At 56.7% G+C, this 21986-nt stretch carries 21 protein-coding genes and 1 other annotated feature; of the genes, 10 read left to right on the top strand and 11 right to left on the bottom strand.

Going from position 1 to position 21986, the window contains the following annotated elements:
• The first annotated feature begins 81 nt into the window (after positions 1-81).
• The 4 genes from KPHS_52940 (at position 82) to KPHS_52910 (ending at position 3680) form a co-directional block, all read left to right on the top strand.
• Positions 82-1716, top strand: a complete 1635-nt coding sequence (locus KPHS_52940) for a carbohydrate-specific outer membrane porin (RefSeq protein YP_005229594.1) — start codon at positions 82-84, stop codon at positions 1714-1716.
• A gap of 38 nt (positions 1717-1754) precedes the next feature.
• Entirely contained in the window at positions 1755-2066 is a 312-nt protein-coding gene (locus tag KPHS_52930; protein ID YP_005229593.1) for a putative xylanase, read from the top strand.
• Positions 1755-2911, top strand: a sequence feature (potential frameshift: common BLAST hit: gi|238897226|ref|YP_002921974.1| putative xylanase). Its footprint overlaps the gene before it by 312 nt.
• Positions 2114-2911: a putative xylanase gene (locus KPHS_52920; protein YP_005229592.1), complete on the top strand. Its 798-nt coding sequence runs from the start codon at positions 2114-2116 to the stop codon at positions 2909-2911. Its footprint overlaps the feature before it by 798 nt.
• A gap of 49 nt (positions 2912-2960) precedes the next feature.
• Positions 2961-3680, top strand: a complete 720-nt coding sequence (locus tag KPHS_52910) for a glucosamine-6-phosphate deaminase (protein ID YP_005229591.1) — start codon at positions 2961-2963, stop codon at positions 3678-3680.
• Between the two features lie 79 nt (positions 3681-3759).
• Here KPHS_52910 and KPHS_52900 read toward each other — a convergent pair whose 3' ends face one another.
• Both KPHS_52900 and KPHS_52890 read right to left on the bottom strand, forming a co-directional pair.
• A complete protein-coding gene (locus tag KPHS_52900) occupies positions 3760-4425 on the bottom strand; it encodes a 6-phosphogluconate phosphatase (RefSeq protein ID YP_005229590.1) in 666 nt (221 codons plus the stop codon).
• Positions 4397-4603 (bottom strand): hypothetical protein, encoded by a 207-nt coding sequence (locus KPHS_52890; protein ID YP_005229589.1) that lies wholly within the window; start codon positions 4601-4603, stop codon positions 4397-4399. The genes KPHS_52900 and KPHS_52890 overlap by 29 nt, the downstream gene beginning before the upstream one ends.
• Between KPHS_52890 and KPHS_52880 the strand changes: the two genes are divergently transcribed.
• Positions 4595-5932 (top strand): putative membrane / transport protein, encoded by a 1338-nt coding sequence (locus tag KPHS_52880; protein ID YP_005229588.1) that lies wholly within the window; start codon positions 4595-4597, stop codon positions 5930-5932. The genes KPHS_52890 and KPHS_52880 overlap by 9 nt on opposite strands.
• A 45-nt stretch (positions 5933-5977) precedes the next feature.
• Here KPHS_52880 and KPHS_52870 read toward each other — a convergent pair whose 3' ends face one another.
• From KPHS_52870 to KPHS_52790, 9 genes are all read right to left on the bottom strand, one after another.
• Entirely contained in the window at positions 5978-6544 is a 567-nt protein-coding gene (locus KPHS_52870; protein YP_005229587.1) for a putative oxidoreductase, flavoprotein, read from the bottom strand.
• Between the two features lie 36 nt (positions 6545-6580).
• Positions 6581-7156, bottom strand: a complete 576-nt coding sequence (locus KPHS_52860; protein ID YP_005229586.1) for a hypothetical protein — start codon at positions 7154-7156, stop codon at positions 6581-6583.
• A gap of 309 nt (positions 7157-7465) precedes the next feature.
• Entirely contained in the window at positions 7466-8425 is a 960-nt protein-coding gene (locus KPHS_52850) for a LysR family transcriptional regulator (protein ID YP_005229585.1), read from the bottom strand.
• The gene (locus tag KPHS_52840; protein YP_005229584.1) at positions 8400-9578 is read right to left on the bottom strand and encodes a putative membrane transport protein; all 1179 of its coding nucleotides are present in this window, start codon (positions 9576-9578) and stop codon (positions 8400-8402) included. Before KPHS_52840 ends, KPHS_52850 begins: the two co-directional genes overlap by 26 nt.
• Before the next feature lie 99 nt (positions 9579-9677).
• Positions 9678-10097, bottom strand: coding sequence for a GNAT family N-acetyltransferase (locus tag KPHS_52830; protein YP_005229583.1), 420 nt, complete (start codon positions 10095-10097; stop codon positions 9678-9680).
• A gap of 119 nt (positions 10098-10216) precedes the next feature.
• Positions 10217-11527, bottom strand: a complete 1311-nt coding sequence (locus tag KPHS_52820) for a tRNA modification GTPase (protein ID YP_005229582.1) — start codon at positions 11525-11527, stop codon at positions 10217-10219.
• Positions 11528-11775: 248 nt separating this feature from the next.
• Positions 11776-13371 carry a putative inner membrane protein translocase component YidC gene (locus KPHS_52810; RefSeq protein YP_005229581.1) on the bottom strand — a complete coding sequence of 532 codons (1596 nt, stop codon included), beginning with the start codon at positions 13369-13371 and terminating at the stop codon, positions 11776-11778.
• Between the two features lie 274 nt (positions 13372-13645).
• The gene (locus tag KPHS_52800; protein ID YP_005229580.1) at positions 13646-13759 is read right to left on the bottom strand and encodes a ribonuclease P protein component; all 114 of its coding nucleotides are present in this window, start codon (positions 13757-13759) and stop codon (positions 13646-13648) included.
• 261 nt (positions 13760-14020) lie between these two features.
• The gene (locus KPHS_52790; RefSeq protein YP_005229579.1) at positions 14021-14161 is read right to left on the bottom strand and encodes a 50S ribosomal protein L34; all 141 of its coding nucleotides are present in this window, start codon (positions 14159-14161) and stop codon (positions 14021-14023) included.
• Positions 14162-14782: 621 nt separating this feature from the next.
• Between KPHS_52790 and KPHS_52780 the strand changes: the two genes are divergently transcribed.
• The 5 genes from KPHS_52780 to KPHS_52740 all read left to right on the top strand — a co-directional run bounded on the left by KPHS_52780 (position 14783) and on the right by KPHS_52740 (position 21968).
• Positions 14783-16186, top strand: a complete 1404-nt coding sequence (locus tag KPHS_52780; RefSeq protein ID YP_005229578.1) for a chromosomal replication initiator protein DnaA — start codon at positions 14783-14785, stop codon at positions 16184-16186.
• A 4-nt stretch (positions 16187-16190) separates the two neighbouring features.
• Complete coding sequence (locus KPHS_52770; protein ID YP_005229577.1) at positions 16191-17291, top strand: DNA polymerase III subunit beta; 1101 nt, start codon at positions 16191-16193, stop codon at positions 17289-17291.
• 146 nt (positions 17292-17437) lie between these two features.
• Complete coding sequence (locus KPHS_52760) at positions 17438-18511, top strand: recombination protein F (protein ID YP_005229576.1); 1074 nt, start codon at positions 17438-17440, stop codon at positions 18509-18511.
• Between the two features lie 25 nt (positions 18512-18536).
• Positions 18537-20954 (top strand): DNA gyrase subunit B, encoded by a 2418-nt coding sequence (locus KPHS_52750; protein ID YP_005229575.1) that lies wholly within the window; start codon positions 18537-18539, stop codon positions 20952-20954.
• 201 nt (positions 20955-21155) lie between these two features.
• Positions 21156-21968 carry a sugar phosphatase gene (locus KPHS_52740; RefSeq protein YP_005229574.1) on the top strand — a complete coding sequence of 271 codons (813 nt, stop codon included), beginning with the start codon at positions 21156-21158 and terminating at the stop codon, positions 21966-21968.
• Positions 21969-21986: the final 18 nt, after the last annotated feature.

Genomic DNA, 21986 nt, shown 5'->3' with positions numbered 1-21986 from the left:
ATGGATACGGCTATTAGCACCGGCACGGAATAGGGTTGTTGTCGTGTTTTATTTACGCCAATGATTATATAAGGGAATATTATGATGAGAAAAAACAGGATCGCTTCGGCGATAGTCTTGCTGGCGCCACTTTGTTATTCAACTAATCTGCTAGCGAGCCAGTTGACGGTGGAACAACGGCTTGAGCTGCTGGAAAAAGCGCTCAAAGACACGCAAAAAGAGCTCAAAAAATATCAGGACCAGGAAAGAAAAAGAGACCAGATTTGGGCCTCATGGTCTCCTCCTGCGGAAGGTCAGAAGCGCAAGACCGGGGGGGCGACCGCCGGGCCGAAAACGGCGGTTAAACCGGATGCGGTGCTGGTTAAAAATCAACAACCTGTCACCGATGGCGCGCCAGCCTACAGCGCGATGACGCTGAAAGACTTTAGCAAGTTCGTGAAAGATGAAATTGGCTTTAGCTATAACGGCTACTTCCGTTCCGGCTGGGGGACCGCCTCGCACGGCTCGCCAAAATCATGGGCGATCGGTTCGCTTGGCCGCCTGGGCAATGAATATTCCGGCTGGTTCGATCTGCAGCTGAAGCAGCGGGTGTTTCAGGAAGGCGATAAACGCGTCGACGCCATCGTGATGCTCGACGGGAACGTCGGCCAGCAGTATTCCACTGGCTGGTTTGGTGACAATGCCGGCGGCGAAAACTACATTCAATTCTCGGATATGTATGTTAACACCAAAGGGTTCCTGCCGTTTGCGCCGGAAGCCGATTTCTGGGTCGGCAAACACGGGGCGCCAAAAATTGAAATCCAGATGCTGGACTGGAAAACGCAGAGAACCGATGCGGCGGCCGGCGTAGGGCTGGAAAACTGGCAGGTGGGCGCCGGGAAATTCGATATCGCGTTGATTCGCGAAGATGTCGATGATTATGACCGTTCTTTAAGCAATAAGCAGCAAATTAACACCAACACCCTGGACGTTCGTTACAAAGAGATTCCGCTGTGGGATAAAGCCAGCCTGATGGTTAGCGGACGCTATGTCGCCGCCAACCAAAGTTCCTCTGAGAAATATAAAGAGGGCAATGAAGGTTATTATCCGTGGAAAGATACCTGGATGGCTGGTACCTCGTTAACGCAGAAATTTGCTAACGGCGGCTTTAACGAATTCTCTTTCTTACTGGCCAATAACTCTATTGCCAGCAGCTTCTCACGCTATGCCGGATCCAGCCCCTATACCACCTTTAATGGCCGCTATTATGGCGATCATACCAATGGCACCGCCGTGCGCTTAACCTCGCAGGGGGAAACCTATTTACGCGATGACGTTATTATGGCGAATGCCATCGTCTACTCTTTTGGTAACGACGTCTATAGCTACGAAACCGGAGCCCACTCCGATTTTGAATCTATCCGTACGGTTCTGCGACCGGCTTATATCTGGGATAAATATAACCAGACCGGCGTCGAGCTGGGGTACTTCAAACAGCAAAACAAAGATGTTACCGGCAAGAAATATAACGAGTCCGGCTACAAGACCACGCTGTTCCATACCTTCAAAGTCAATACCAGTATGCTGACCTCGCGCCCGGAAATTCGTTTCTATGCCACCTATATTAAAGCGAAGGATATTGACCTGGATAAGGCCGTGAATAATACCACCAGCATTTTTGAAGACGGGAAGAACGATCAGTTTGCCGTGGGGGCGCAGGCGGAAATCTGGTGGTGAGACGATAACTGAACGGACACAACGAAAGAGGAACAACGATGAAACGACATGCAATTTATTTCGCCCTGGCGCTGGCGGGCGCGGCGTTTACCCTCCAGGCGGCGCCATTACCCGCGATGCCGGACCCAAGCCTGCCGGTGAGCCACTTTATCACCCAGGTTAACGCGGATAAGAGTATCACTTACCGCTTGTTTGCCCCTGATGCCCGGCGGGTCTCGATAGTGACTGGCGCCACGCCGGACTCCTTTGTCTCGCACGACATGACCAAAGCAGCGGACGGAGTCTGGACATGGAAAAGCGAGCCGATGAAGCCCAATCTCTATGAATACTATTTCGATGTGGATGGGTAGATACCGGCAGCCGCTATCAGAAGCCGCAGCGCCAGGTGAACACCAGTTTGATTCTGGTGCCGGGCAGTATTCTTGACGATCGGGAGGTTGCGCATGGCGATCTGCGCACCCTCACCTATCACTCGAAGGCTCTGAACGCCGAACGTCGTCTCTATGTCTGGACGCCGCCGGGCTATAGCGGAACCGGCGATCCGCTGCCGGTGCTCTATTTCTATCATGGCTTTGGCGACAGCGGCCTGTCGGCCATCGATCAGGGGCGGATCCCGCAAATCATGGATAACCTGCTGGCGGAGGGCAAGATTAAGCCGATGCTGGTGGTGGTCCCGGATACCGAAACCGATATCCCGGAAGCGGTCGCGGAAAACTTCCCGCCGCAGGAGCGGCGCAAAACCTTCTATCCACTTAATGCGCAGGCGGCGGATAAAGAGCTCATGCAGGATATTATTCCGCTGATCGATGCCCGATTTAACGTGCGTAAAGATGCCGACGGTCGGGCGCTGGCGGGCCTCTCGCAGGGCGGTTATCAGGCGCTGGTTTCCGGAATGAATCATCTGGAGAGCTTTGGCTGGCTCGCCACCTTTAGCGGCGTTACGACTACCACGGTGCCGAATGCCGGCGTGGAAGCGCAGCTGAAGCAGCCTGACGCGATCAATAAGCAGCTGCGTAACTTTACCGTGGTCGTCGGGGAAAAAGATTCTGTGACCGGTAAAGACATTGCTGGTCTGAAAAGCGAGCTGGAAAAACAGCAGATTAAATTTGATTACCACCAGTATCCCGGCCTGAACCATGAAATGGACGTCTGGCGCCCGGCCTACGCCGAGTTTGTGCAAAAACTGTTTAAATAACCTTTAGGGGGCCTTCAGCCCCCGTTTTGTGCTTGTGAAGGACGACAAGATGAAAATGATTGTGACCGAAGATTATGAAGAGATGAGCCTGGTCGCCAGCCATCATGTTCTGGGCTATATCACGGCGCCGCGGCGGGTGAATCTGGCGGTGACGGCGGGGAGCACGCCAAAGCGGATGTATAAGCATTTGACCGCCGCCGTGAAAGGCAAAGCATTCTATGATCGGGTGCACTATTACAACTTCGATGAGATCCCTTTTCGCGGCCAGTCGCGAGAAGGCGTCACGATATCTAATTTGCGCCAGCTGTTTTTTACCCCGGCGCAGATCAAAGAAGAGAACATTCACAAGCTGACGCTGGACAACGCCGCTCAGCACGATCGCCAGCTGGAAGAGGCTGGCGGTCTGGATCTGATGGTGCTGGGGCTGGGGGCCGACGGCCATTTTTGCGGCAACCTGCCGAATACCACCCGCTTTCATGATCAGACGGTCGAAGTGCCGATTCATGGGGAAATGATTGCTCTTATCGCTAACAGCGAGATGGGCGGGAATATCTCGGCAGTACCAGACAGCTATGTCACCATGGGGCCGAGAAGCGTGATGGCGGCGAAAAATTTATTGCTAATTGTCAGCGGTGCGGCAAAAGCGCACGCGTTAAAGCAAGTGGTGGAAGGTCCGGTCAGCGTGCAGGTGCCGGCTTCAGTGCTCAAATTGCACCCTTCACTGGTGATTATTGCCGATAAAGCGGCGGCGGCGGAATTGCAGCAATAAAAAGCCGCTAGTTCTATTCCCCGCTTACGCAGACGCATAGCGGGGGGGCATCGATGCCAACGTGCCGCTCACCAGGCCCTTAACGCGTGATATCCCAGCCGCGCGCCTGCCACAATGCCGGCAGCTCTGCCAGATCGGTAAAGGTCGTCACTTTGGGATGATCGATCGGCTGGTTGTGCGGATCGGCGCAGAAATAAAACACTTCCATGCCGGCGGCAATCCCCGACTGAGCGCCGGCGCTGGAGTCATCCACCAGAATACAGTTTTCAGCTTTTACCTGCATGGCCTCTGCCGCATGAAACATCAGCGCCGGGTCGGGCTTCCAGCGCTGAATATCGTAGCCGCTGTACAAGCGGTCAGTGAAATGGCGCAGCAGGCCGGTGCGTCCGAGCGAGTGCTGCATCTTACTGACCGGGCCATTGGAAACCACGCACATCGGGACGCTTACCGCATCCAGCAGCGCCTGGGCTCCGGGAATCACCTCCAGCTCGCTATCGAACAGGCGAGCGACCTCGGCCCGGTAAATCGGCTCCAGGGTGGCCTTTTGCAGATTAACGCCATACTCAGCGTTGATGGTGTCGATAATTTCGTACAGCTTCACACCTTTGAAGCGCTTAAAAATCTCGGCGAGGTCCAGCGTAATGCCGAATTCCTGAAACATGTGAACGTAGGCGCGGGAGCAAATCACCTCGCTGTCGACCAGCGTGCCGTCACAGTCAAAAAATACTGCTTCTGGTTGAGTCATAGCCTTTCCATATTAACAAGTTTAACGTTTTCGTAATGCTCAATGCCGCGACGCAATCGTTGCCGTATAAGCAAAATAAATGAAAAAAATTACCATACAACCGCGCCTGGTGCCGTAATTTGGTATAGGATAGCCTCGAATTTTCCCTCCTTACGTTCGGAAACCGATAATGAGTCAACAACAAACCAGCCAGTCTTCTGGCCAGGGTCTGCTGGAGCGCGTATTTAAGCTGCGCGAGCACGGCACCACGGTGCGCACCGAAGCCATCGCCGGTTTCACCACGTTCCTGACGATGGTGTATATCGTTTTTGTTAACCCACAAATTCTTGGCGTAGCGGGCATGGATACCAGCGCCGTGTTTGTGACCACCTGTCTGATTGCCGCTTTCGGCAGTATCCTGATGGGTCTGTTCGCGAACCTGCCGGTCGCCCTGGCGCCGGCGATGGGCCTGAACGCCTTTTTCGCCTTTGTGGTGGTGCAGGCGATGGGGCTGCCGTGGCAGGTGGGCATGGGCGCCATCTTCTGGGGCGCCGTGGGCCTGCTGCTGCTGACCATCTTCCGCGTACGTTACTGGATGATCGCCAATATTCCGCTTAGCCTGCGTGTAGGTATCACCAGCGGTATCGGCCTGTTTATCGGCATGATGGGCCTGAAAAACGCCGGGGTGATTGTCGCCAATCCGGAAACGCTGGTCAGCATTGGTCATTTGACTTCCCACAGCGTACTGCTGGGCGTGCTGGGCTTCTTTATCATCGCGATTCTGGCGTCGCGCAACATTCACGCCGCGGTACTGGTCTCTATCGTTGTGACCACCCTGCTGGGCTGGATGCTGGGCGACGTGCATTACACCGGGATCGTCTCGGCGCCGCCGAGCGTGGCTTCGGTGATTGGTCAGGTCGATCTGGCGGGCTCCCTGAACCTGGGCCTGGCCGGCGTGATCTTCTCCTTTATGCTGGTCAACCTGTTTGACTCCTCCGGGACGCTGATTGGCGTGACGGATAAAGCGGGTCTCGCGGATGCCAACGGTAAATTCCCGCGCATGAAGCAAGCGCTGTTTGTCGATAGCGTCTCGTCGGTGGCGGGCTCCTTCATCGGTACCTCGTCGGTGACGGCCTATATCGAATCTTCTTCCGGCGTTTCCGTGGGCGGGCGTACCGGCCTGACCGCCGTTGTCGTTGGTATCCTGTTCCTGCTGGTTATTTTCCTCTCTCCGCTGGCGGGGATGGTTCCTGGCTATGCCGCCGCGGGCGCGCTGATATACGTTGGCGTGCTGATGACCTCCAGCCTCGCGCGCGTGAAGTGGAGCGACCTGACCGAGGCGGTGCCTGCGTTCATCACCGCAGTGATGATGCCGTTTAGCTTCTCGATCACCGAAGGTATCGCCCTGGGCTTTATCTCTTACTGCGTGATGAAGATCGGTACCGGCCGGCTGCGCGAGCTCAGCCCGTGTGTGATTATCGTTTCGCTGCTGTTCGTGCTGAAAATTGTCTTTATCGATGCACATTAATCCGCACGCATGATGAAAAAGCCCGGCATCGCTGCCGGGCTTTTTTTATGCTTTAACCCGCCGAATATAGTCGCCGAAAGCGGTCAGTTGGCCGCGCAGATGGTCGAGGGTGCTTTGATCGACCACTTCACCCGCCTGCGGATCCACTTTGTTCTGGATGACGCCGCCCATAAATTCCGGTTTATTCATTACCATCGCATCAAGGAAGACCAGAATCTGCCGCAGATGATACTGGCAGCGCGCACCGCCGATGGCGCCCATTGAGCTGGTCTGAATCAGTACCGGTTTGCCGGACAGCGGCTGCTCGGGCAGGCGTGACAGCCAGTCGATGGCGTTTTTCAGGCCGCCAGGCACGGAATAGTTATATTCTGGAGTGACTATCACTACCCCATCCGCCTCGCGGATCTGTTGCGCAATCTCCTGCACGCGCTGCGGAAAACCTTCTTCCTCCTGCATATCAGCATCGTACAGCGGGATATCACCGATCGACGGCAGCGCGGAGATATCCATGCCCGCTGGCGCGATGCCGGGCAGGGTGCGCGCGACCATTCCATTAAACGACCCTTTACGCAGGCTGCCGAGTAACGTAACCACTTTCAAGGTATCTGACATGATTGCTCCTTTGGATCATGATGCCGGCAAGACCGGTCAATTGAGGGATAAGGTTTTTTCCATGGGTAAGCTGGTAAAGCGCATCAGGCGGGCTGACGGTTCGCGTGCGCGCTGCTGCGCATCTGCCAGGCTGCGCCAGTCACCTCCCTTAGCATCATATTCCCAGACCTTCAGCGAGCCGATGTTCGGGGTAGCGGCAATGGACCATACCAGCAGCGATTCGGCGTCACATACCGCTTCGATTGGCTGACTGCCGGCGGTGCGCAGGCGGCCAGAGCCGGGCAGCAGCTGCAGCTGCGTTGATGCTTCGCCGGTCAGCTTTAGCACGCTGCGGCGCAGCGCTACCAGCTGGCTGCGCGCTTCGTCCGGGTCATGCTGTATGTTAATCCACAGATTCTCATTGTTGCTGAAATTGTGCCGGTCGGCGTCGTGGCTGCGGACAGTGCGCTGCAGTTCCATGTCGAGGCCACAATCCCCCTCGGTGGTGAGGGCAACACCAACGATATTGCCAGTATAAGCGATCGAAAAGCGGGGCAGTTGGCGATCGCTAAAAACCGGTCGGCCATTCGCTTCGTTGATGATTTCAGGCAGCTCGCTGATGCCGTAAAGCATAAACAGCAGCTCGGCAAGCAGCGAGCGCGACGCGCAAAAGCGAGCCTGGCGATATGTCGGGAGAAGACGTGCGGATTGATGACAGGCCGCTGACAAACGTGTCGATAGCGGCTCCCCGGTACTGAGTATCCCTCTTGCAAAATGCGTTGCCATACGTCGCTCCGTGAGTAATGGTCTGGATAAAACTGCGGGCGCTATTATCGCCTGGTATTAACAGGTTTTAATGCCGAAATCCCCCATTGAAAAGGGAATTTGTTTGAATTTTACAAATTCTTGCGCAAATAAGGTGCTATGGGCACGAAACAAGGCTTAAAGCGTACCGGAATAGAGCGCTTTCAGCGTATCTCTAAGCCAGACAAGCTTCGGGTTGTAGCTGTTGCGCTTATGCCATAGCAGGGTGAAGGGAACGCGCAGCTTTTCCAGATGCTGCGCCTCCAGGGGGAGCGGCCGGGAGACGAGCGGCAGCTGGTGCTGCTGATTATAGTGCTGACAGTAGCGCGGCGCGGTGGCCAGCATGGTGTGCTGCGGCTGAGCGGCCATAAAAAGTGATTGCTCAAACCCCGGCACGGTCAGCGCCACGTTACGCTTATACCCCAGCTCCTGCAGCACGTCGTCCAGGGCCCAGGTATCGCGTTGTTCCCAGCAGATAGTGATATGCGGATAGCGTAAGAATGCCGCCAGATCCCACTCTTCCCTGAGCGCCGGATGATCGGCGCGCAGCCAGACCTGCGGCAGGTCGGTGAACAGCACCTCAAAATCGATATACCACGGCAGCAGGCTCAGCAGCTCACGCGACTGCGGATGGCTTTCGCGTCCGCAGAAGCCGATATCCACCTCACCGCGGATGATGGCGTCCAGGGAGTCGTAGTCCCAGTTGCGCAAACGAATCAATGCCTGCGGATAGCGCTGATAGATGCGCTGAGAGAGGGTGTTAAACAGGATCATCAGCAGCGGCGTTTCCGCCGCCAGTTCGAATTTGAGGCCGCTGGGCATGGTATGGTGCGGTTTATCGAGGATTTGGTTGCCCATCTGCATCCAGTCCGCCAGATCCTGCTCCATGCTGCTGACCAGCGGCGTGGGCGCCAGGCCCAGCGGGGTTTTCACAAACAGCGGATCGTCAAACCAGGCGCGCAGTTTGGCCAGCGACTTGCTCACCGCTGACGGCGAAACGTTCATCCGCTTCGCCGTACGGGTAACGCTGAGCTCCTGGGTCAGGAGCTGCAGGCAGAGGAGTAAATTAAGATCAAGACTCGACAGCGGCTTCTTCATCGTATTGCGCAACCCGCGGCGGGGTGACGACCAGTAACAAAACAAGGCTCACTATGCTACAGGCAATGAGTATCCCGATCAGCATATTCATTGCGCTGAGTCCGATGATGGCGGCGAGCCAAATCCACAGCGATGAACCGCACACCTGCGCGATGCCGAGGACCGAGCTGGCGACGCCCGCGCGCAGCGTGAACGGCCCCAGCGCCTGGCTCATCGCGACGCCGAACCCAACGGAGAAGCCGGCGCAAATCATGCCCAGCCCGATCAGGGTGACGGCCTGGCGAGTCGCGAGGCTCAGCGTCACGCCTGCCGCCAGAAACAGCACCTGTGAGGTCAGCATTAAGGTGCGGGGATTAAACAGCGACAGGGCGAACGGCGTTGAGAAGGAGACCGCCATGCTGATCATCGCCATCAGAGCCATCGCCATTGAGTAAGTTCCCCGGTCGAACCCCATCTCTTCCATCATTAGTACCGGCGAGACGTTAACGTAGGTCAGGATCACCGTCACGCTGAGGGTGGTAATGAGTAAGCGGCTGAGGAAAAAGCGGTTCAACAGCGATTCGCCAGCGTCATGCTGCGGTGACGCTGCCTGCGGAGGCGCCGTCGGCCGCGTTTCACGCAGGATAAAGACCGACAGCACAGCGACCATGACGCCCATGCCGGTCATCGTGTAGAACAGGCTCTGCCACGGATATTTCAGCATAATCAGGTGGCCAAGCACCGGCGCCAGGACGGGGATAATGCAGGTGATGCCGTTGAGCAACGACAGCACCTTGGCGCGGCGACGGTCGTCCAGCGTATCGCGCAGGATAGCGAAAGCCACCACGTAGCAGCTGCCGGCGCCGATCCCCTGGATAAAGCGTCCGATGAGGAAGTGGCTGCTGGTATGCGCCTGGGCGCAGAGCAGGGAGGCGATAACAAAGATCGCTGCACCTACAATAGCGACAGGCTTACGCCCCGAGCGGTCGGCGATGCGGCCAGCAAACAGCATCGCGGAGGCCATACCGGCCAGATAGACCGAGAAGGCGATATGTAATTGCGCCTCGCTGGCCCCCAGGTCCTGAGCAATACGCGGCAGGCCGACCAGATACATATCGATGCCGGAGGGGTAGAGCAGAACCAGGGCAAAGCTGCAGAGAAGAAAGCGTGTCATGGGATCCTCGCGATGTGAATGGCGTTCAGCATAGTGAGGAACGCGCCGTAAGACGAGTTGCCATTTGGACAACGCTCTTTTCCTGGCAGGAAATGCGAGCTAACGACTGCGGGTTCGCCAGACGCGGGCCATCCCCTCGCTCTCCGGGCGAACGCTTTCGAAGCCGAACTTCGCGTACAGTTCCGGCACATCCGCCACCAGCGTAACGTAGGCGCCATCAAAGGCGTTAGCGTCCAGCCAGGCGACCAGCTTCTCCATCACCAGCCGGCCAAGGCCTTTTCCCTGGTGAGCCGGATCGACGGCGACGTCGACAATATCGAAATTAATCGCTCCGTCGCCGACGATGCGTCCCATCGCGATCGGCGTCTCCTGCCAGAGGATATGTACGCCATAACAGCTATGCGGCAGTCCGGCTCTGGCGCCTTCCAGGGGGCGCGGCGACATGCCGGCGGCTACCCGCAGGTGGCAAAACGCTTCGGCGGAGGGCACCTTCTCGATCACGGTATATTCAACGGTCATGTTTTAGTCTCGCGGCAGAGGGGGAGATAAAAGTAGAGAACGTTGCGCCGCAAAGGGCAAGAAAAAACCCGCATTAACGCGGCGTTAATGCGGGTGAGTGAACGTTTACGGACTAAACGTTATTTGCCGATACAGAAGCTGGAGAAGATGCGGCCCAGCAGATCGTCGGAAGTGAACTCCCCGGTGATCTCGCTCAGCGCCTGCTGCGCGAGGCGCAGCTCTTCCGCCAGCAGCTCGCCGGCCCAGGCGCCCAGCAGCTGGGCTTTGCCTTGCTGCAGATGGTTCGCCGCCTCTTCCAGGGCCTGCAGGTGACGGCGGCGGGCGAGGAAGCCGCCTTCCATATTGGTATCGAAGCCCATGCTCTGCTTGAGGTGGTTACGTAGCACCTCCACGCCTTCGCCGGTACGTGCCGACAGGCGAATAAGTGAGTGGCCATTTACTTCGCTGATACCGAGCGCTTCGCCGGTGACATCGGCTTTATTGCGCACCACGGTAATCGGCAATTTAGCGGGCAGGCGCTCGATAAAGTCTGGCCAGATCTCCGCCGGGTCAACGGCGCCGGTGGTGGTGCCATCGACCATAAACAGCACCCGATCGGCCTGGGCAATCTCCTGCCAGGCGCGCTCGATGCCGATACGTTCCACTTCGTCATTAGCATCGCGCAGGCCTGCGGTATCGATGATATGCAGCGGCATGCCGTCGATATGGATATGCTCGCGTAGCACGTCGCGGGTGGTACCGGCGATATCGGTGACGATCGCCGCTTCGCGGCCCGCCAGGGCGTTCAGCAGGCTTGATTTACCGGCATTTGGCCGCCCGGCGATCACCACTTTCATCCCTTCGCGCAGCAGGCTGCCCTGACGAGCTTCCGCGCGGACGGCGTCGAGATCGGCCATCACCTCGTTCAGCTGGGCTTCAATTTTGCCGTCGGAAAGGAAATCGATTTCTTCATCCGGGAAGTCAATGGCCGCTTCCACGTAGATGCGCAGGTGAGTGAGCGCTTCCACAAGATGATTCACCCGCGCGGAGAACGCCCCCTGCAGCGAATTCAGCGCCGAGCGCGCCGCCTGCTCTGAACTGGCGTCGATAAGGTCGGCGATGGCCTCTGCCTGCGCCAGATCGAGCTTGTCGTTGAGGAACGCGCGCTCGGAAAACTCACCCGGCCTGGCGATGCGCAGGCCCGGCAGGGTCAGAATACGTTTAAGCAGCAGGTCGAGAATGACCGGGCCGCCGTGGCCCTGCAGCTCAAGCACATCTTCCCCGGTAAAGGAGTTCGGCCCGGGGAACCACAGCGCAATCCCCTGATCCAGCGGGGTACCGTCAACGTCGTTGAACGGCAGGTAGTCGGCATAGCGCGGCTTCGGCAGCTTGCCCAGCACCGCCTGCGCGACGTCGCGCGCCTTAAGGCCGGAGATACGCAGGATGCCCACACCCCCGCGTCCCGGAGGGGTTGCCTGGGCGACGATAGTGTCGTTATGGCTCATGGTGACTCTCTATGTAGATGTAAAAAAGGCGGTCCATTGACCGCCTTCTCTGGCATTAACGCTACCGTAGATACTCGAAATAATTCAAGTTGCAGAAAGGCGGCAAGTTAGTGAGGCCCCAGGAGCTTACTGTAGTAAGTGACTGGGGCGAACTAATGAAGCCAACGCATCTGCGGCTTGAAGAATGAAGAGTATCAGGATTTCTTCTTCTCGCGGCTATGCAGGCCACGTTTCTCCAGACCACGGTAAATCAGCTGCTGCTGAATAATGGTGACCAGGTTGCTGACGATGTAGTACACCACCAGGCCAGACGGGAACCACAGGAAGAACACCGTGAAGATGACCGGCATAAAGGTCATGATCTTCTGCTGCATCGGGTCGGTCACGGTGGTCGGCGACATCTTCTGGATGAAGAACATGGTCGCGCCCATGATGATCGGCAGGATGTAGTACGGGTCCTGAGCAGACAGGTCGTGGATCCACAGGATAAACGGCGCATGACGCAGTTCAACCGAGGCGCTCAGCATGTAGTACAGCGCAAGGAAGATCGGCATCTGAATAATCAGCGGGAAGCAGCCGCCCAGCGGGTTTACTTTTTCCGCTTTATACAGCGCCATCATCTCCTGGCTTTGACGTTGTTTATCGTCGCCCAGACGCTCACGCATGGCCTGAATCTTCGGCTGCAGCATGCGCATCTTCGCCATGGAGGTGTACTGCGCTTTGGTCAGCGGGTACATGATGCCACGAACGATAAAGGTGATAACGATGATCGAGAAGCCCCAGTTGCCGAGGAAGCTGTGGATGAATTTCAGCAGCTTGAACAGCGGTTGGGAGATGAACCACAGCCAGCCGTAGTCGACGGTCAGATCCAGGTGCGGCGCAACGGCAGCCATTTTGTCCTGAATAGCCGGGCCGACCCACAGCGTGCTCTGCAGTTTGTCGGTCTGGCCTGGCTGCACCAGTACCGGCTGCGATTTGTAGCCAATAGCGACAATGCCGTTGCCGAGGTTGGCGGTGTAGAAGTTATTCGTCCCGTTATTCCGCGGCACCCATGCGGTGGTGAAGTACTGCTGCAGCATGGCAACCCAACCGTTTTTGGTGCTGACGTTCAGGTTTTCGTTATCCAGAATGGTATCGAATTTATATTTTTCGTATTTCGAATCCGCAGTGGAGAACGCGGCGCCACGGAAAGTATGCATCGTGGACAGGCCACCGGTCTGCGTATCGCGACTGGTCGGCAGCGCAGCGGTCTGCTTCAGCTGACCGAAGGTCGAGACTTCCAGAGGCTTCTCGCTGGCATTCTGCACGCTGTAACCCACGTTCACCGCATAGCCACCGCGCTTCAGGGTGAAGGTTTTGGTGAAGACGTTGCCGGCTTTGTCAGTGTAGGTCAGCGGGATAACGAGCTCATCCTGGCCATCGGCCAACACAAACGCCTCTTTATCGACGTTGTACAGCGGACGCGGGCCGTTTGCCGGGTTATCCGGACCGTCACGGCCGGTTAAGCCGCTCTGCGCCTGGTAGACAAACTGCGGCGTGGTTTCCAGTAACTGGAACGGTTCGGTCGATTTCAGCGTTTTTGGATACGCCAGAAGCAGCGCCTGCTCAATATCGCCACCGTTGGTGTTGATAGTCAGCTCAAGCACGTCGGTTTTAACCGTAATCAGTTTCCCCTGGCCACTGGCCGGTACGCCCTGGTCGGCGGCGCTACCCGCTGCTGTGGTCGTAGTCTGCGTGGTCTGCTGCTGGGGCTGCGGATTTTTGTCCTGCTCCCAGGCTTGCCAGATCATGAAAGACACGAACAACAAAGCGATGATAAGAAGATTGCGTTGCGAATCCATCGTTAGTGTTCTCTGGTATCAAATGGTCCAGGCGGGACGGGATCGTCACCACCAGGGTGTAAAGGGTGGCATTTTAATACGCGTTTCATCGTCAACCAACTGCCTTTTATCACTCCAAACCTGCGTAAGGCCTCAATTCCGTATTGAGAACAGGTTGGGGTGAAACGACAATGCGGCCCGAGTAGCGGACTAATCAGGCGCTGATAAACTCGAATCAGGCCGATCAGGACCCGCGAGCCAGGCGACAATGGCGGCGCCATAATTTTTCCAACGCTTCCGAGAGAGCACGGTTATCGAGGTCGGCAACCCCTCTTTTCGCCACCACCACGAAATCCATTGGCGGGAGTTCATGTTGACGCAAACGAAAACTTTCACGCGTCAGACGTTTAATCCGATTGCGTTCATGTGCGCGTTTCACGTTTTTCTTGGCGACGGTGAGACCGATGCGGGGATGCCCCAGCGAATTCAGGCGGCCGAGGATGGTGATTTGCGGCGTGCCAGCCCGTTGTGGCTGCTGGAAGACGAAAGTGAAATGACTGGGAGTTAACAAGCGTAACTCCCTGGGAAATGCGAGCTTAACCACGCAGGGTTAGCTTTATTACTTGGAAACGGTCAGACGAGCGCGGCCTTTAGCACGACGACGTGCCAGAACCTGACGACCATTTTTAGTAGCCATACGAGCACGGAAGCCGTGAGAACGGTTGCGCTTCAGTACAGACGGTTGAAAAGTGCGTTTCATGGCGATTTCTACCTAAACTTGAATAAATTCACTGACTTTTGCGTAGACCCGAACGAACTTCGAACGGCTTACGCCTCAGCGTGGGTGATTAAAGAGGCCGGATTGTAATAATTGTACACTCCGGAGTCAATTCTCTTTCCTTATTTCTCGCACCTCGTCGCACAAAAAATAAGCTGAGACGCGTGACGAAAACGGGCATTACGCGCCGGGTGGGGGATTATACGGCCTGGCCAGTAAAGCGCAAGGATCCACAAGGATCTTTATTAGATCGTTTCCGCCCAAAAGCGGCATAGCTCATTAATTTTTCCAATATGCGGCGGAAATCGTGCTTCACTCCCCGCAGGATCGATTACACTTACCCGGTTTCGATCCTTCCTGTGGATAAATCGGGAAGAATCTGTTGAGAAACACAAGATCTCTTTCTCAGTTTAGGCTATGATCCCCGGTCCCGATCGCGATCCCCGGATCCGCAGCGGGTAATAACCGCAGATAGCGGTTCGCACGTCACCCCTTTTGTGCAGGGGCTTTTCGGCTAATGCAGGGTCTTGTCGACGTGTGCCAACAATCACGATTGTTTCAGTTTTTCTTTGATATCGATTTTATGTTCGAGTGGAGTCCGCCGTGTCACTTTCGCTTTGGCAGCAGTGTCTTGCCCGATTGCAGGATGAGTTACCAGCCACAGAATTCAGCATGTGGATCCGCCCATTGCAGGCGGAACTGAGCGATAACACGCTGGCACTGTATGCGCCAAACCGTTTTGTGCTCGACTGGGTAAGGGACAAATACCTCAATAATATCAATGGACTCCTCAATGATTTTTGCGGTGCGGACGCCCCGCAGCTGCGTTTTGAGGTGGGCGCTAAGCCCGCCAGCTCGCTGCAGAAAGGGGCGGTAAGCCCGGCTGCGGCGGCCATTCCGGCGGCGCAGGTGCAGACCGCGCGCGCGGCGCCGACGATCGTGCGCCCTGGCTGGGATAATGTCCCGGCGCCGGCGGAGCCGACCTACCGCTCTAACGTTAACGTGAAACACACGTTTGATAACTTCGTCGAAGGTAAATCTAACCAGCTGGCCCGCGCGGCGGCGCGTCAGGTGGCGGATAACCCGGGCGGCGCCTACAACCCCCTGTTCCTCTATGGCGGGACGGGTCTGGGTAAAACTCACCTGCTGCACGCGGTGGGGAACGGCATTGTGGCGCGTAAGCCGAACGCGAAAGTGGTCTATATGCACTCCGAGCGTTTCGTTCAGGACATGGTTAAAGCGCTGCAGAACAACGCCATCGAAGAGTTTAAGCGTTACTACCGCTCCGTTGACGCCCTGCTGATCGATGACATTCAGTTCTTTGCCAATAAAGAACGATCCCAGGAAGAGTTTTTCCACACCTTCAATGCGCTGCTGGAAGGTAATCAGCAGATCATCCTGACGTCGGATCGTTATCCAAAAGAGATCAACGGCGTTGAGGATCGTCTAAAATCCCGCTTCGGCTGGGGGCTGACGGTGGCGATCGAGCCGCCGGAGCTGGAAACCCGCGTCGCGATCCTGATGAAAAAAGCCGACGAGAACGACATCCGCCTGCCGGGCGAAGTGGCGTTCTTTATTGCCAAGCGTCTGCGCTCGAACGTGCGTGAGCTGGAGGGGGCGCTGAATCGCGTTATCGCCAACGCCAACTTCACCGGCCGGGCGATCACCATCGATTTCGTGCGCGAAGCGCTGCGCGATCTGCTGGCGCTGCAGGAAAAACTGGTCACCATCGACAATATTCAAAAGACGGTGGCGGAGTACTACAAGATTAAGGTAGCGGATCTGCTGTCCAAACGCCGCTCCCGTTCGGTGGCGCGTCCTCGCCAGATGGCGATGGCGCTGGCCAAAGAGCTGACCAACCACAGCCTGCCGGAAATCGGCGATGCGTTTGGCGGCCGAGACCATACCACCGTGCTGCACGCCTGCCGCAAGATTGAGCAGCTGCGTGAAGAAAGCCACGACATTAAAGAAGATTTTTCCAATTTAATCAGAACATTATCCTCGTGACGCTATGAAATTTACCGTAGAACGTGAACATTTATTAAAACCGCTGCAACAGGTGAGCGGTCCGTTAGGTGGTCGTCCGACGCTGCCCATTCTCGGTAACCTGCTGCTTCAGGTCGCGGAGGGCGCGCTGTCGCTGACCGGTACCGATCTTGAAATGGAGATGGTGGCGCGCGTGGCGCTGGTTCAGCCGCACGAAGCGGGCGCAACGACCGTTCCGGCACGGAAATTCTTTGATATCTGCCGCGGCCTGCCGGAAGGCGCGGAGATCGCGGTTCAGTTGGAAGGCGATCGCATGCTGGTGCGTTCCGGCCGCAGCCGCTTCTCGCTGTCGACCCTGCCCGCCGCCGATTTCCCGAATCTGGATGACTGGCAGAGTGAAGTGGAGTTTACCCTGCCGCAGGCGACCATGAAGCGTCTGATCGAAGCCACCCAGTTCTCGATGGCGCACCAGGATGTTCGTTACTACTTAAACGGCATGCTGTTTGAAACCGAAGGCAGCGAACTGCGCACGGTGGCCACCGATGGTCACCGCCTGGCGGTCTGTTCGATGCCGCTGGAAGCGTCGCTGCCGAACCATTCGGTGATCGTGCCGCGTAAAGGGGTGATTGAGCTGATGCGGATGCTCGACGGCGGGGATATCCCGCTGCGCGTGCAGATTGGCAGCAACAATATCCGCGCCCACGTTGGCGATTTTATCTTCACCTCTAAGCTGGTTGATGGCCGTTTCCCGGATTATCGCCGCGTATTGCCGAAAAATCCGGATAAACACCTCGAAGCGGGCTGCGATATTCTGAAGCAGGCTTTTGCGCGCGCGGCGATTCTCTCCAACGAGAAATTCCGCGGCGTGCGGCTGTACGTTAGCGAAAACCAGCTGAAAATCACCGCCAATAACCCGGAACAGGAAGAAGCGGAAGAGATTCTGGATGTGACCTACGCCGGAACGGAGATGGAGATTGGCTTCAACGTTAGCTATGTGCTGGATGTGCTGAATGCGCTGAAGTGCGAGAATGTACGCATTCTGCTGACGGATTCGGTGTCGAGCGTGCAGATTGAGGATGCGGCCTCTCAATCCGCAGCCTATGTCGTCATGCCTATGAGATTGTAGTGGAAAATATCGGGCTATCTTACTTGCCATTTTCAACCTGGGCTGTGCTCGCCCCTGTCACGTACTTTGTGTACGCTCCAGGGTCTGCGCGCAGTCCGCGTTGAAACTGGCTGCGCCGATAACGCCCTGGCCCAAAGAACGCTGATATGTCACTGACGCGCTTGCTCATCAAAGACTTCCGCAATATTGAAAGCGCGGATCTCGCTTTATCTCCCGGCTTTAACTTCCTGGTTGGCGCGAACGGCAGCGGCAAAACCAGCGTGCTGGAAGCTATCTACACGCTTGGCCACGGCCGGGCATTTCGCAGTTTGCAAATTGGCCGAGTGATCCGCCACGAGCAGGATGCGTTTGTTCTGCATGGGCGTTTACAGGGCGAAGAGCGGGAAACCGCCATCGGCCTGACCAAAGACAAACAGGGCGACAGCAAGGTGCGTATCGACGGCACCGACGGCCACAAAGTGGCGGAGCTGGCGCACCTGATGCCGATGCAGCTGATTACGCCGGAGGGGTTTACTTTACTCAACGGCGGCCCCAAATACAGAAGAGCATTCCTTGACTGGGGATGCTTTCATAACGAAGCCGGATTCTTCACCGCCTGGAGCAACCTGAAGCGCCTGGTCAAGCAGCGCAACGCCGCGCTGCGTCAGGTCAGCCGCTATGCCCAGCTGCGGCCTTGGGATCTGGAATTAATCCCGCTGGCGGAGCAGATCAGCCGCTGGCGTGCCGAATACAGCGCCGCTATCGTCGAAGACATGGCGGATACCTGTCAGCAATTTTTACCGGAATTCACGCTCACCTTCTCTTTCCAGCGCGGCTGGGAAAAAGAGACCGACTACGCGGAGGTGCTGGAGCGGAATTTCGAGCGCGACAGAATGTTAACCTACACCGCCCACGGCCCGCATAAAGCGGATTTTCGCATTCGCGCCGACGGAGCGCCGGTGGAAGATACCTTGTCGCGCGGGCAGCTTAAGCTGCTGATGTGCGCCCTGCGTCTGGCGCAAGGAGAGTTCCTCACCCGCGTCAGCGGGCGGCGCTGCCTGTACCTGATAGATGATTTTGCCTCGGAACTTGATGATGCCCGCCGCGGTCTGTTATCCAGCCGCCTGAAAGCGACGCAGTCGCAGGTTTTCGTCAGCGCGATCAGCGCTGAACACGTTATGGACATGTCGGACAAAAATTCGAAGATGTTCCGCGTGGAAAAAGGTAAAATAACGGATTAACCCAAGATTAAATGAGCGAGAAACGTTGATGTCGAATTCTTATGACTCCTCCAGTATCAAAGTCCTGAAAGGGCTGGATGCGGTGCGTAAGCGCCCGGGTATGTATATCGGCGACACGGATGACGGCACCGGTCTGCACCACATGGTATTCGAGGTTGTGGATAACGCTATCGACGAAGCGCTCGCGGGTTACTGCAAAGATATCGTTGTCACCATCCACAGCGATAACTCCGTCTCCGTCCAGGATGACGGCCGCGGCATCCCGACCGGCATTCACCCGGAAGAGGGCGTCTCCGCAGCGGAAGTTATCATGACCGTCCTGCACGCTGGCGGTAAATTCGATGATAACTCCTATAAAGTTTCCGGCGGTCTGCACGGCGTAGGCGTCTCGGTGGTTAACGCCCTGTCGCAGAAGCTGGAGCTGGTTATCCAGCGCGATAACAAAGTTCACAAGCAGATGTACGAACACGGTGTGCCGCAGGCACCGCTGGCCGTGACTGGCGAAACCGACAAAACCGGCACCATGGTGCGTTTCTGGCCAAGCCTGGAAACCTTCACCAATGTCACCGAATTTGAATATGACATCCTGGCGAAACGCCTGCGCGAGCTGTCGTTCCTGAACTCCGGCGTCTCTATCCGCCTGCGCGATAAGCGCGACGGCAAAGAAGACCATTTCCACTACGAAGGCGGCATCAAGGCGTTCGTTGAGTATCTCAACAAGAACAAAACGCCGATCCACCCGAATATTTTCTATTTCTCCACCGAAAAAGACGGTATCGGCGTGGAAGTGGCCCTGCAGTGGAACGACGGCTTCCAGGAAAACATCTACTGCTTTACCAACAACATTCCGCAGCGTGACGGCGGTACTCACCTCGCCGGCTTCCGCGCGGCGATGACCCGTACTCTTAACGCCTATATGGACAAAGAGGGCTATAGCAAAAAAGCGAAAGTCAGCGCCACCGGCGACGATGCGCGTGAAGGCCTGATTGCCGTGGTATCCGTGAAGGTGCCGGATCCGAAATTCTCCTCGCAGACCAAAGACAAGCTGGTCTCCTCCGAGGTGAAATCGGCGGTGGAGCAGCAGATGAACGAACTGCTGAGCGAATACCTGCTGGAAAATCCATCCGATGCGAAAATCGTGGTCGGCAAAATTATTGACGCCGCGCGCGCCCGTGAGGCCGCACGTCGCGCTCGTGAGATGACTCGTCGTAAAGGCGCGCTGGATCTGGCAGGCCTGCCGGGCAAACTGGCGGATTGCCAGGAGCGCGACCCGGCGCTGTCCGAACTGTACCTGGTGGAAGGGGACTCCGCGGGCGGCTCTGCTAAACAGGGTCGTAACCGCAAGAACCAGGCGATCCTGCCGCTGAAGGGTAAAATCCTTAACGTTGAGAAAGCCCGCTTCGATAAAATGCTCTCTTCCCAGGAAGTGGCGACGCTGATCACCGCGCTGGGCTGCGGTATCGGTCGCGATGAGTACAATCCGGATAAACTGCGCTACCACAGCATCATCATCATGACCGATGCGGACGTCGACGGCTCGCACATTCGTACCCTGCTGTTGACCTTCTTCTATCGTCAGATGCCGGAGATCGTCGAGCGCGGCCACGTCTACATTGCCCAGCCGCCGCTGTACAAAGTGAAGAAAGGCAAGCAGGAACAGTACATTAAAGACGACGAAGCGATGGATCAGTATCAGATCTCCATCGCGCTCGACGGTGCGACCCTGCACACCAACGCCAATGCGCCGGCGCTGGCGGGCGAACCGCTGGAAAAACTGGTTGCCGAGTTCAATGCCACCCAGAAAATGATTGGCCGCATGGAGCGCCGCTTCCCGAAAGCGCTGCTGAAAGAGCTTATCTATCAGCCGACCCTGACCGAGGCCGACCTGGCGGACGAGCAGAAGGTGACCCGCTGGGTGAACACCCTGGTCTCCGAGCTGAACGAGAAAGAACAGCACGGCAGCCAGTGGAAATTCGATCTCCACGAGAACAAAGAACTGCAGCATTTTGAGCCGGTTATTCGCGTACGTACCCACGGCGTGGATACCGACTATCCGCTGGATAACGAGTTCATTATGGGGCCGGAATATCGTCGTATTTGTGCCCTGGGCGAGAAACTGCGCGGCCTGATGGAAGAAGATGCTTACATCGAGCGCGGCGAACGTCGTCAGCCGGTAGCCAGCTTCGAGCAGGCCCTGGACTGGCTGGTGAAAGAGTCCCGTCGCGGTCTCTCCATCCAGCGCTATAAAGGTCTGGGCGAGATGAACCCGGATCAGCTGTGGGAAACCACCATGGATCCGGACAGCCGTCGCATGCTGCGCGTGACCGTCAAGGATGCCATCGCTGCCGATCAGCTGTTCACCACCCTGATGGGTGATGCCGTTGAGCCGCGTCGCGCGTTTATCGAAGAGAATGCCCTGAAAGCGGCGAATATCGATATTTAAGCCGCATGTTTCCCGGTAACGAGTTTTACCGGGGCAACAGGATGTATAAGCCCGGTCGCATCGCGCGATCGGGCTTTTCTTTTGCCGCTAAAAGAGGAATCCGCTGCTGTGGTTCCATCCCCCTTTCTGGCCGACACTTTTACTGTTTTTTGAGCGGAATCGCGTTAGCATGAGGGGAGACTCATCTTACCCGGGGACCCTATGGCTATTAAACTGATTGCAATCGATATGGACGGCACGCTGCTGCTGCCCGACCATACCATCTCTCCAGCGGTGAAAGCCGCCATCGCCGCGGCGCGCGAGCGCGGTGTTAACGTGGTGCTGACCACCGGTCGCCCTTACGCTGGCGTCCACAGCTATTTGAAAGAGCTGCATATGGAGCAGCCGGGTGATTACTGCATTACCTACAATGGCGCGCTGGTGCAGAAGGCTGGTGACGGAAGCACCGTCGCGCAAACCGCGCTGAGCTATGACGACTATCGCTTCCTTGAGCAGCTCTCCCGCGAGGTCGGCTCCCACTTCCATGCGCTGGATCGCAATACGCTGTATACCGCGAACCGCGATATCAGCTACTACACCGTCCACGAATCCTATGTGGCAACCATTCCGCTGGTGTTCTGCGAAGCGGAGAAAATGGATCCTGAGATCCAGCTGCTAAAAGTGATGATGATTGATGAGCCGGCAATCCTTGACCAGGCCATCGCCCGTATTCCGGCGGAAGTGAAAGAGAAGTACACCGTGCTGAAAAGTGCGCCTTACTTCCTCGAAATACTGGATAAACGCGTCAATAAAGGCACTGGCGTGAAGTCGCTGGCCGATGCGCTGGGCATCAAGCCGGAAGAGATTATGGCGATTGGCGATCAGGAAAATGATATCGCGATGATTGAATTTGCCGGCGTCGGCGTGGCAATGGATAACGCCATTCCTGCGGTCAAAGAAGCGGCGAACTTCATCACCAAATCGAACCTTGAAGATGGCGTTGCCTTCGCCATTGAAAAATACGTTTTAGCGTAAACTTCTTTCCGGCCCGGC

This window comes from Klebsiella pneumoniae subsp. pneumoniae HS11286 (assembly GCF_000240185.1).
GTDB lineage: Bacteria > Pseudomonadota > Gammaproteobacteria > Enterobacterales > Enterobacteriaceae > Klebsiella > Klebsiella pneumoniae.
This window is presented reverse-complemented; position numbering and strand designations above follow the sequence as displayed.

Excerpts from the sequence above, each read along its gene's own strand:
- KPHS_52870 (YP_005229587.1), bottom strand. The coding sequence starts at position 6,544 with ATGTCAGATACCTTGAAAGTGGTTACGTTACTCGGCAGCCTGCGTAAA.
- KPHS_52840 (YP_005229584.1), bottom strand. The coding sequence starts at position 9,578 with ATGACACGCTTTCTTCTCTGCAGCTTTGCCCTGGTTCTGCTCTACCCC.
- KPHS_52770 (YP_005229577.1), top strand. The coding sequence starts at position 16,191 with ATGAAATTTACCGTAGAACGTGAACATTTATTAAAACCGCTGCAACAG.
- KPHS_52760 (YP_005229576.1), top strand. The coding sequence starts at position 17,438 with ATGTCACTGACGCGCTTGCTCATCAAAGACTTCCGCAATATTGAAAGC.
- KPHS_52880 (YP_005229588.1), top strand. The coding sequence starts at position 4,595 with ATGAGTCAACAACAAACCAGCCAGTCTTCTGGCCAGGGTCTGCTGGAG.
- KPHS_52910 (YP_005229591.1), top strand. The coding sequence starts at position 2,961 with ATGAAAATGATTGTGACCGAAGATTATGAAGAGATGAGCCTGGTCGCC.
- KPHS_52740 (YP_005229574.1), top strand. The coding sequence starts at position 21,156 with ATGGCTATTAAACTGATTGCAATCGATATGGACGGCACGCTGCTGCTG.
- KPHS_52790 (YP_005229579.1), bottom strand. The coding sequence starts at position 14,161 with ATGAAACGCACTTTTCAACCGTCTGTACTGAAGCGCAACCGTTCTCAC.
- KPHS_52940 (YP_005229594.1), top strand. The coding sequence starts at position 82 with ATGATGAGAAAAAACAGGATCGCTTCGGCGATAGTCTTGCTGGCGCCA.
- KPHS_52900 (YP_005229590.1), bottom strand. The coding sequence starts at position 4,425 with ATGACTCAACCAGAAGCAGTATTTTTTGACTGTGACGGCACGCTGGTC.
- KPHS_52830 (YP_005229583.1), bottom strand. The coding sequence starts at position 10,097 with ATGACCGTTGAATATACCGTGATCGAGAAGGTGCCCTCCGCCGAAGCG.
- KPHS_52810 (YP_005229581.1), bottom strand. The coding sequence starts at position 13,371 with ATGATCTGGCAAGCCTGGGAGCAGGACAAAAATCCGCAGCCCCAGCAG.
- KPHS_52930 (YP_005229593.1), top strand. The coding sequence starts at position 1,755 with ATGAAACGACATGCAATTTATTTCGCCCTGGCGCTGGCGGGCGCGGCG.
- KPHS_52800 (YP_005229580.1), bottom strand. The coding sequence starts at position 13,759 with ATGGATTTCGTGGTGGTGGCGAAAAGAGGGGTTGCCGACCTCGATAAC.
- KPHS_52860 (YP_005229586.1), bottom strand. The coding sequence starts at position 7,156 with ATGCTTTACGGCATCAGCGAGCTGCCTGAAATCATCAACGAAGCGAAT.
- KPHS_52850 (YP_005229585.1), bottom strand. The coding sequence starts at position 8,425 with ATGAAGAAGCCGCTGTCGAGTCTTGATCTTAATTTACTCCTCTGCCTG.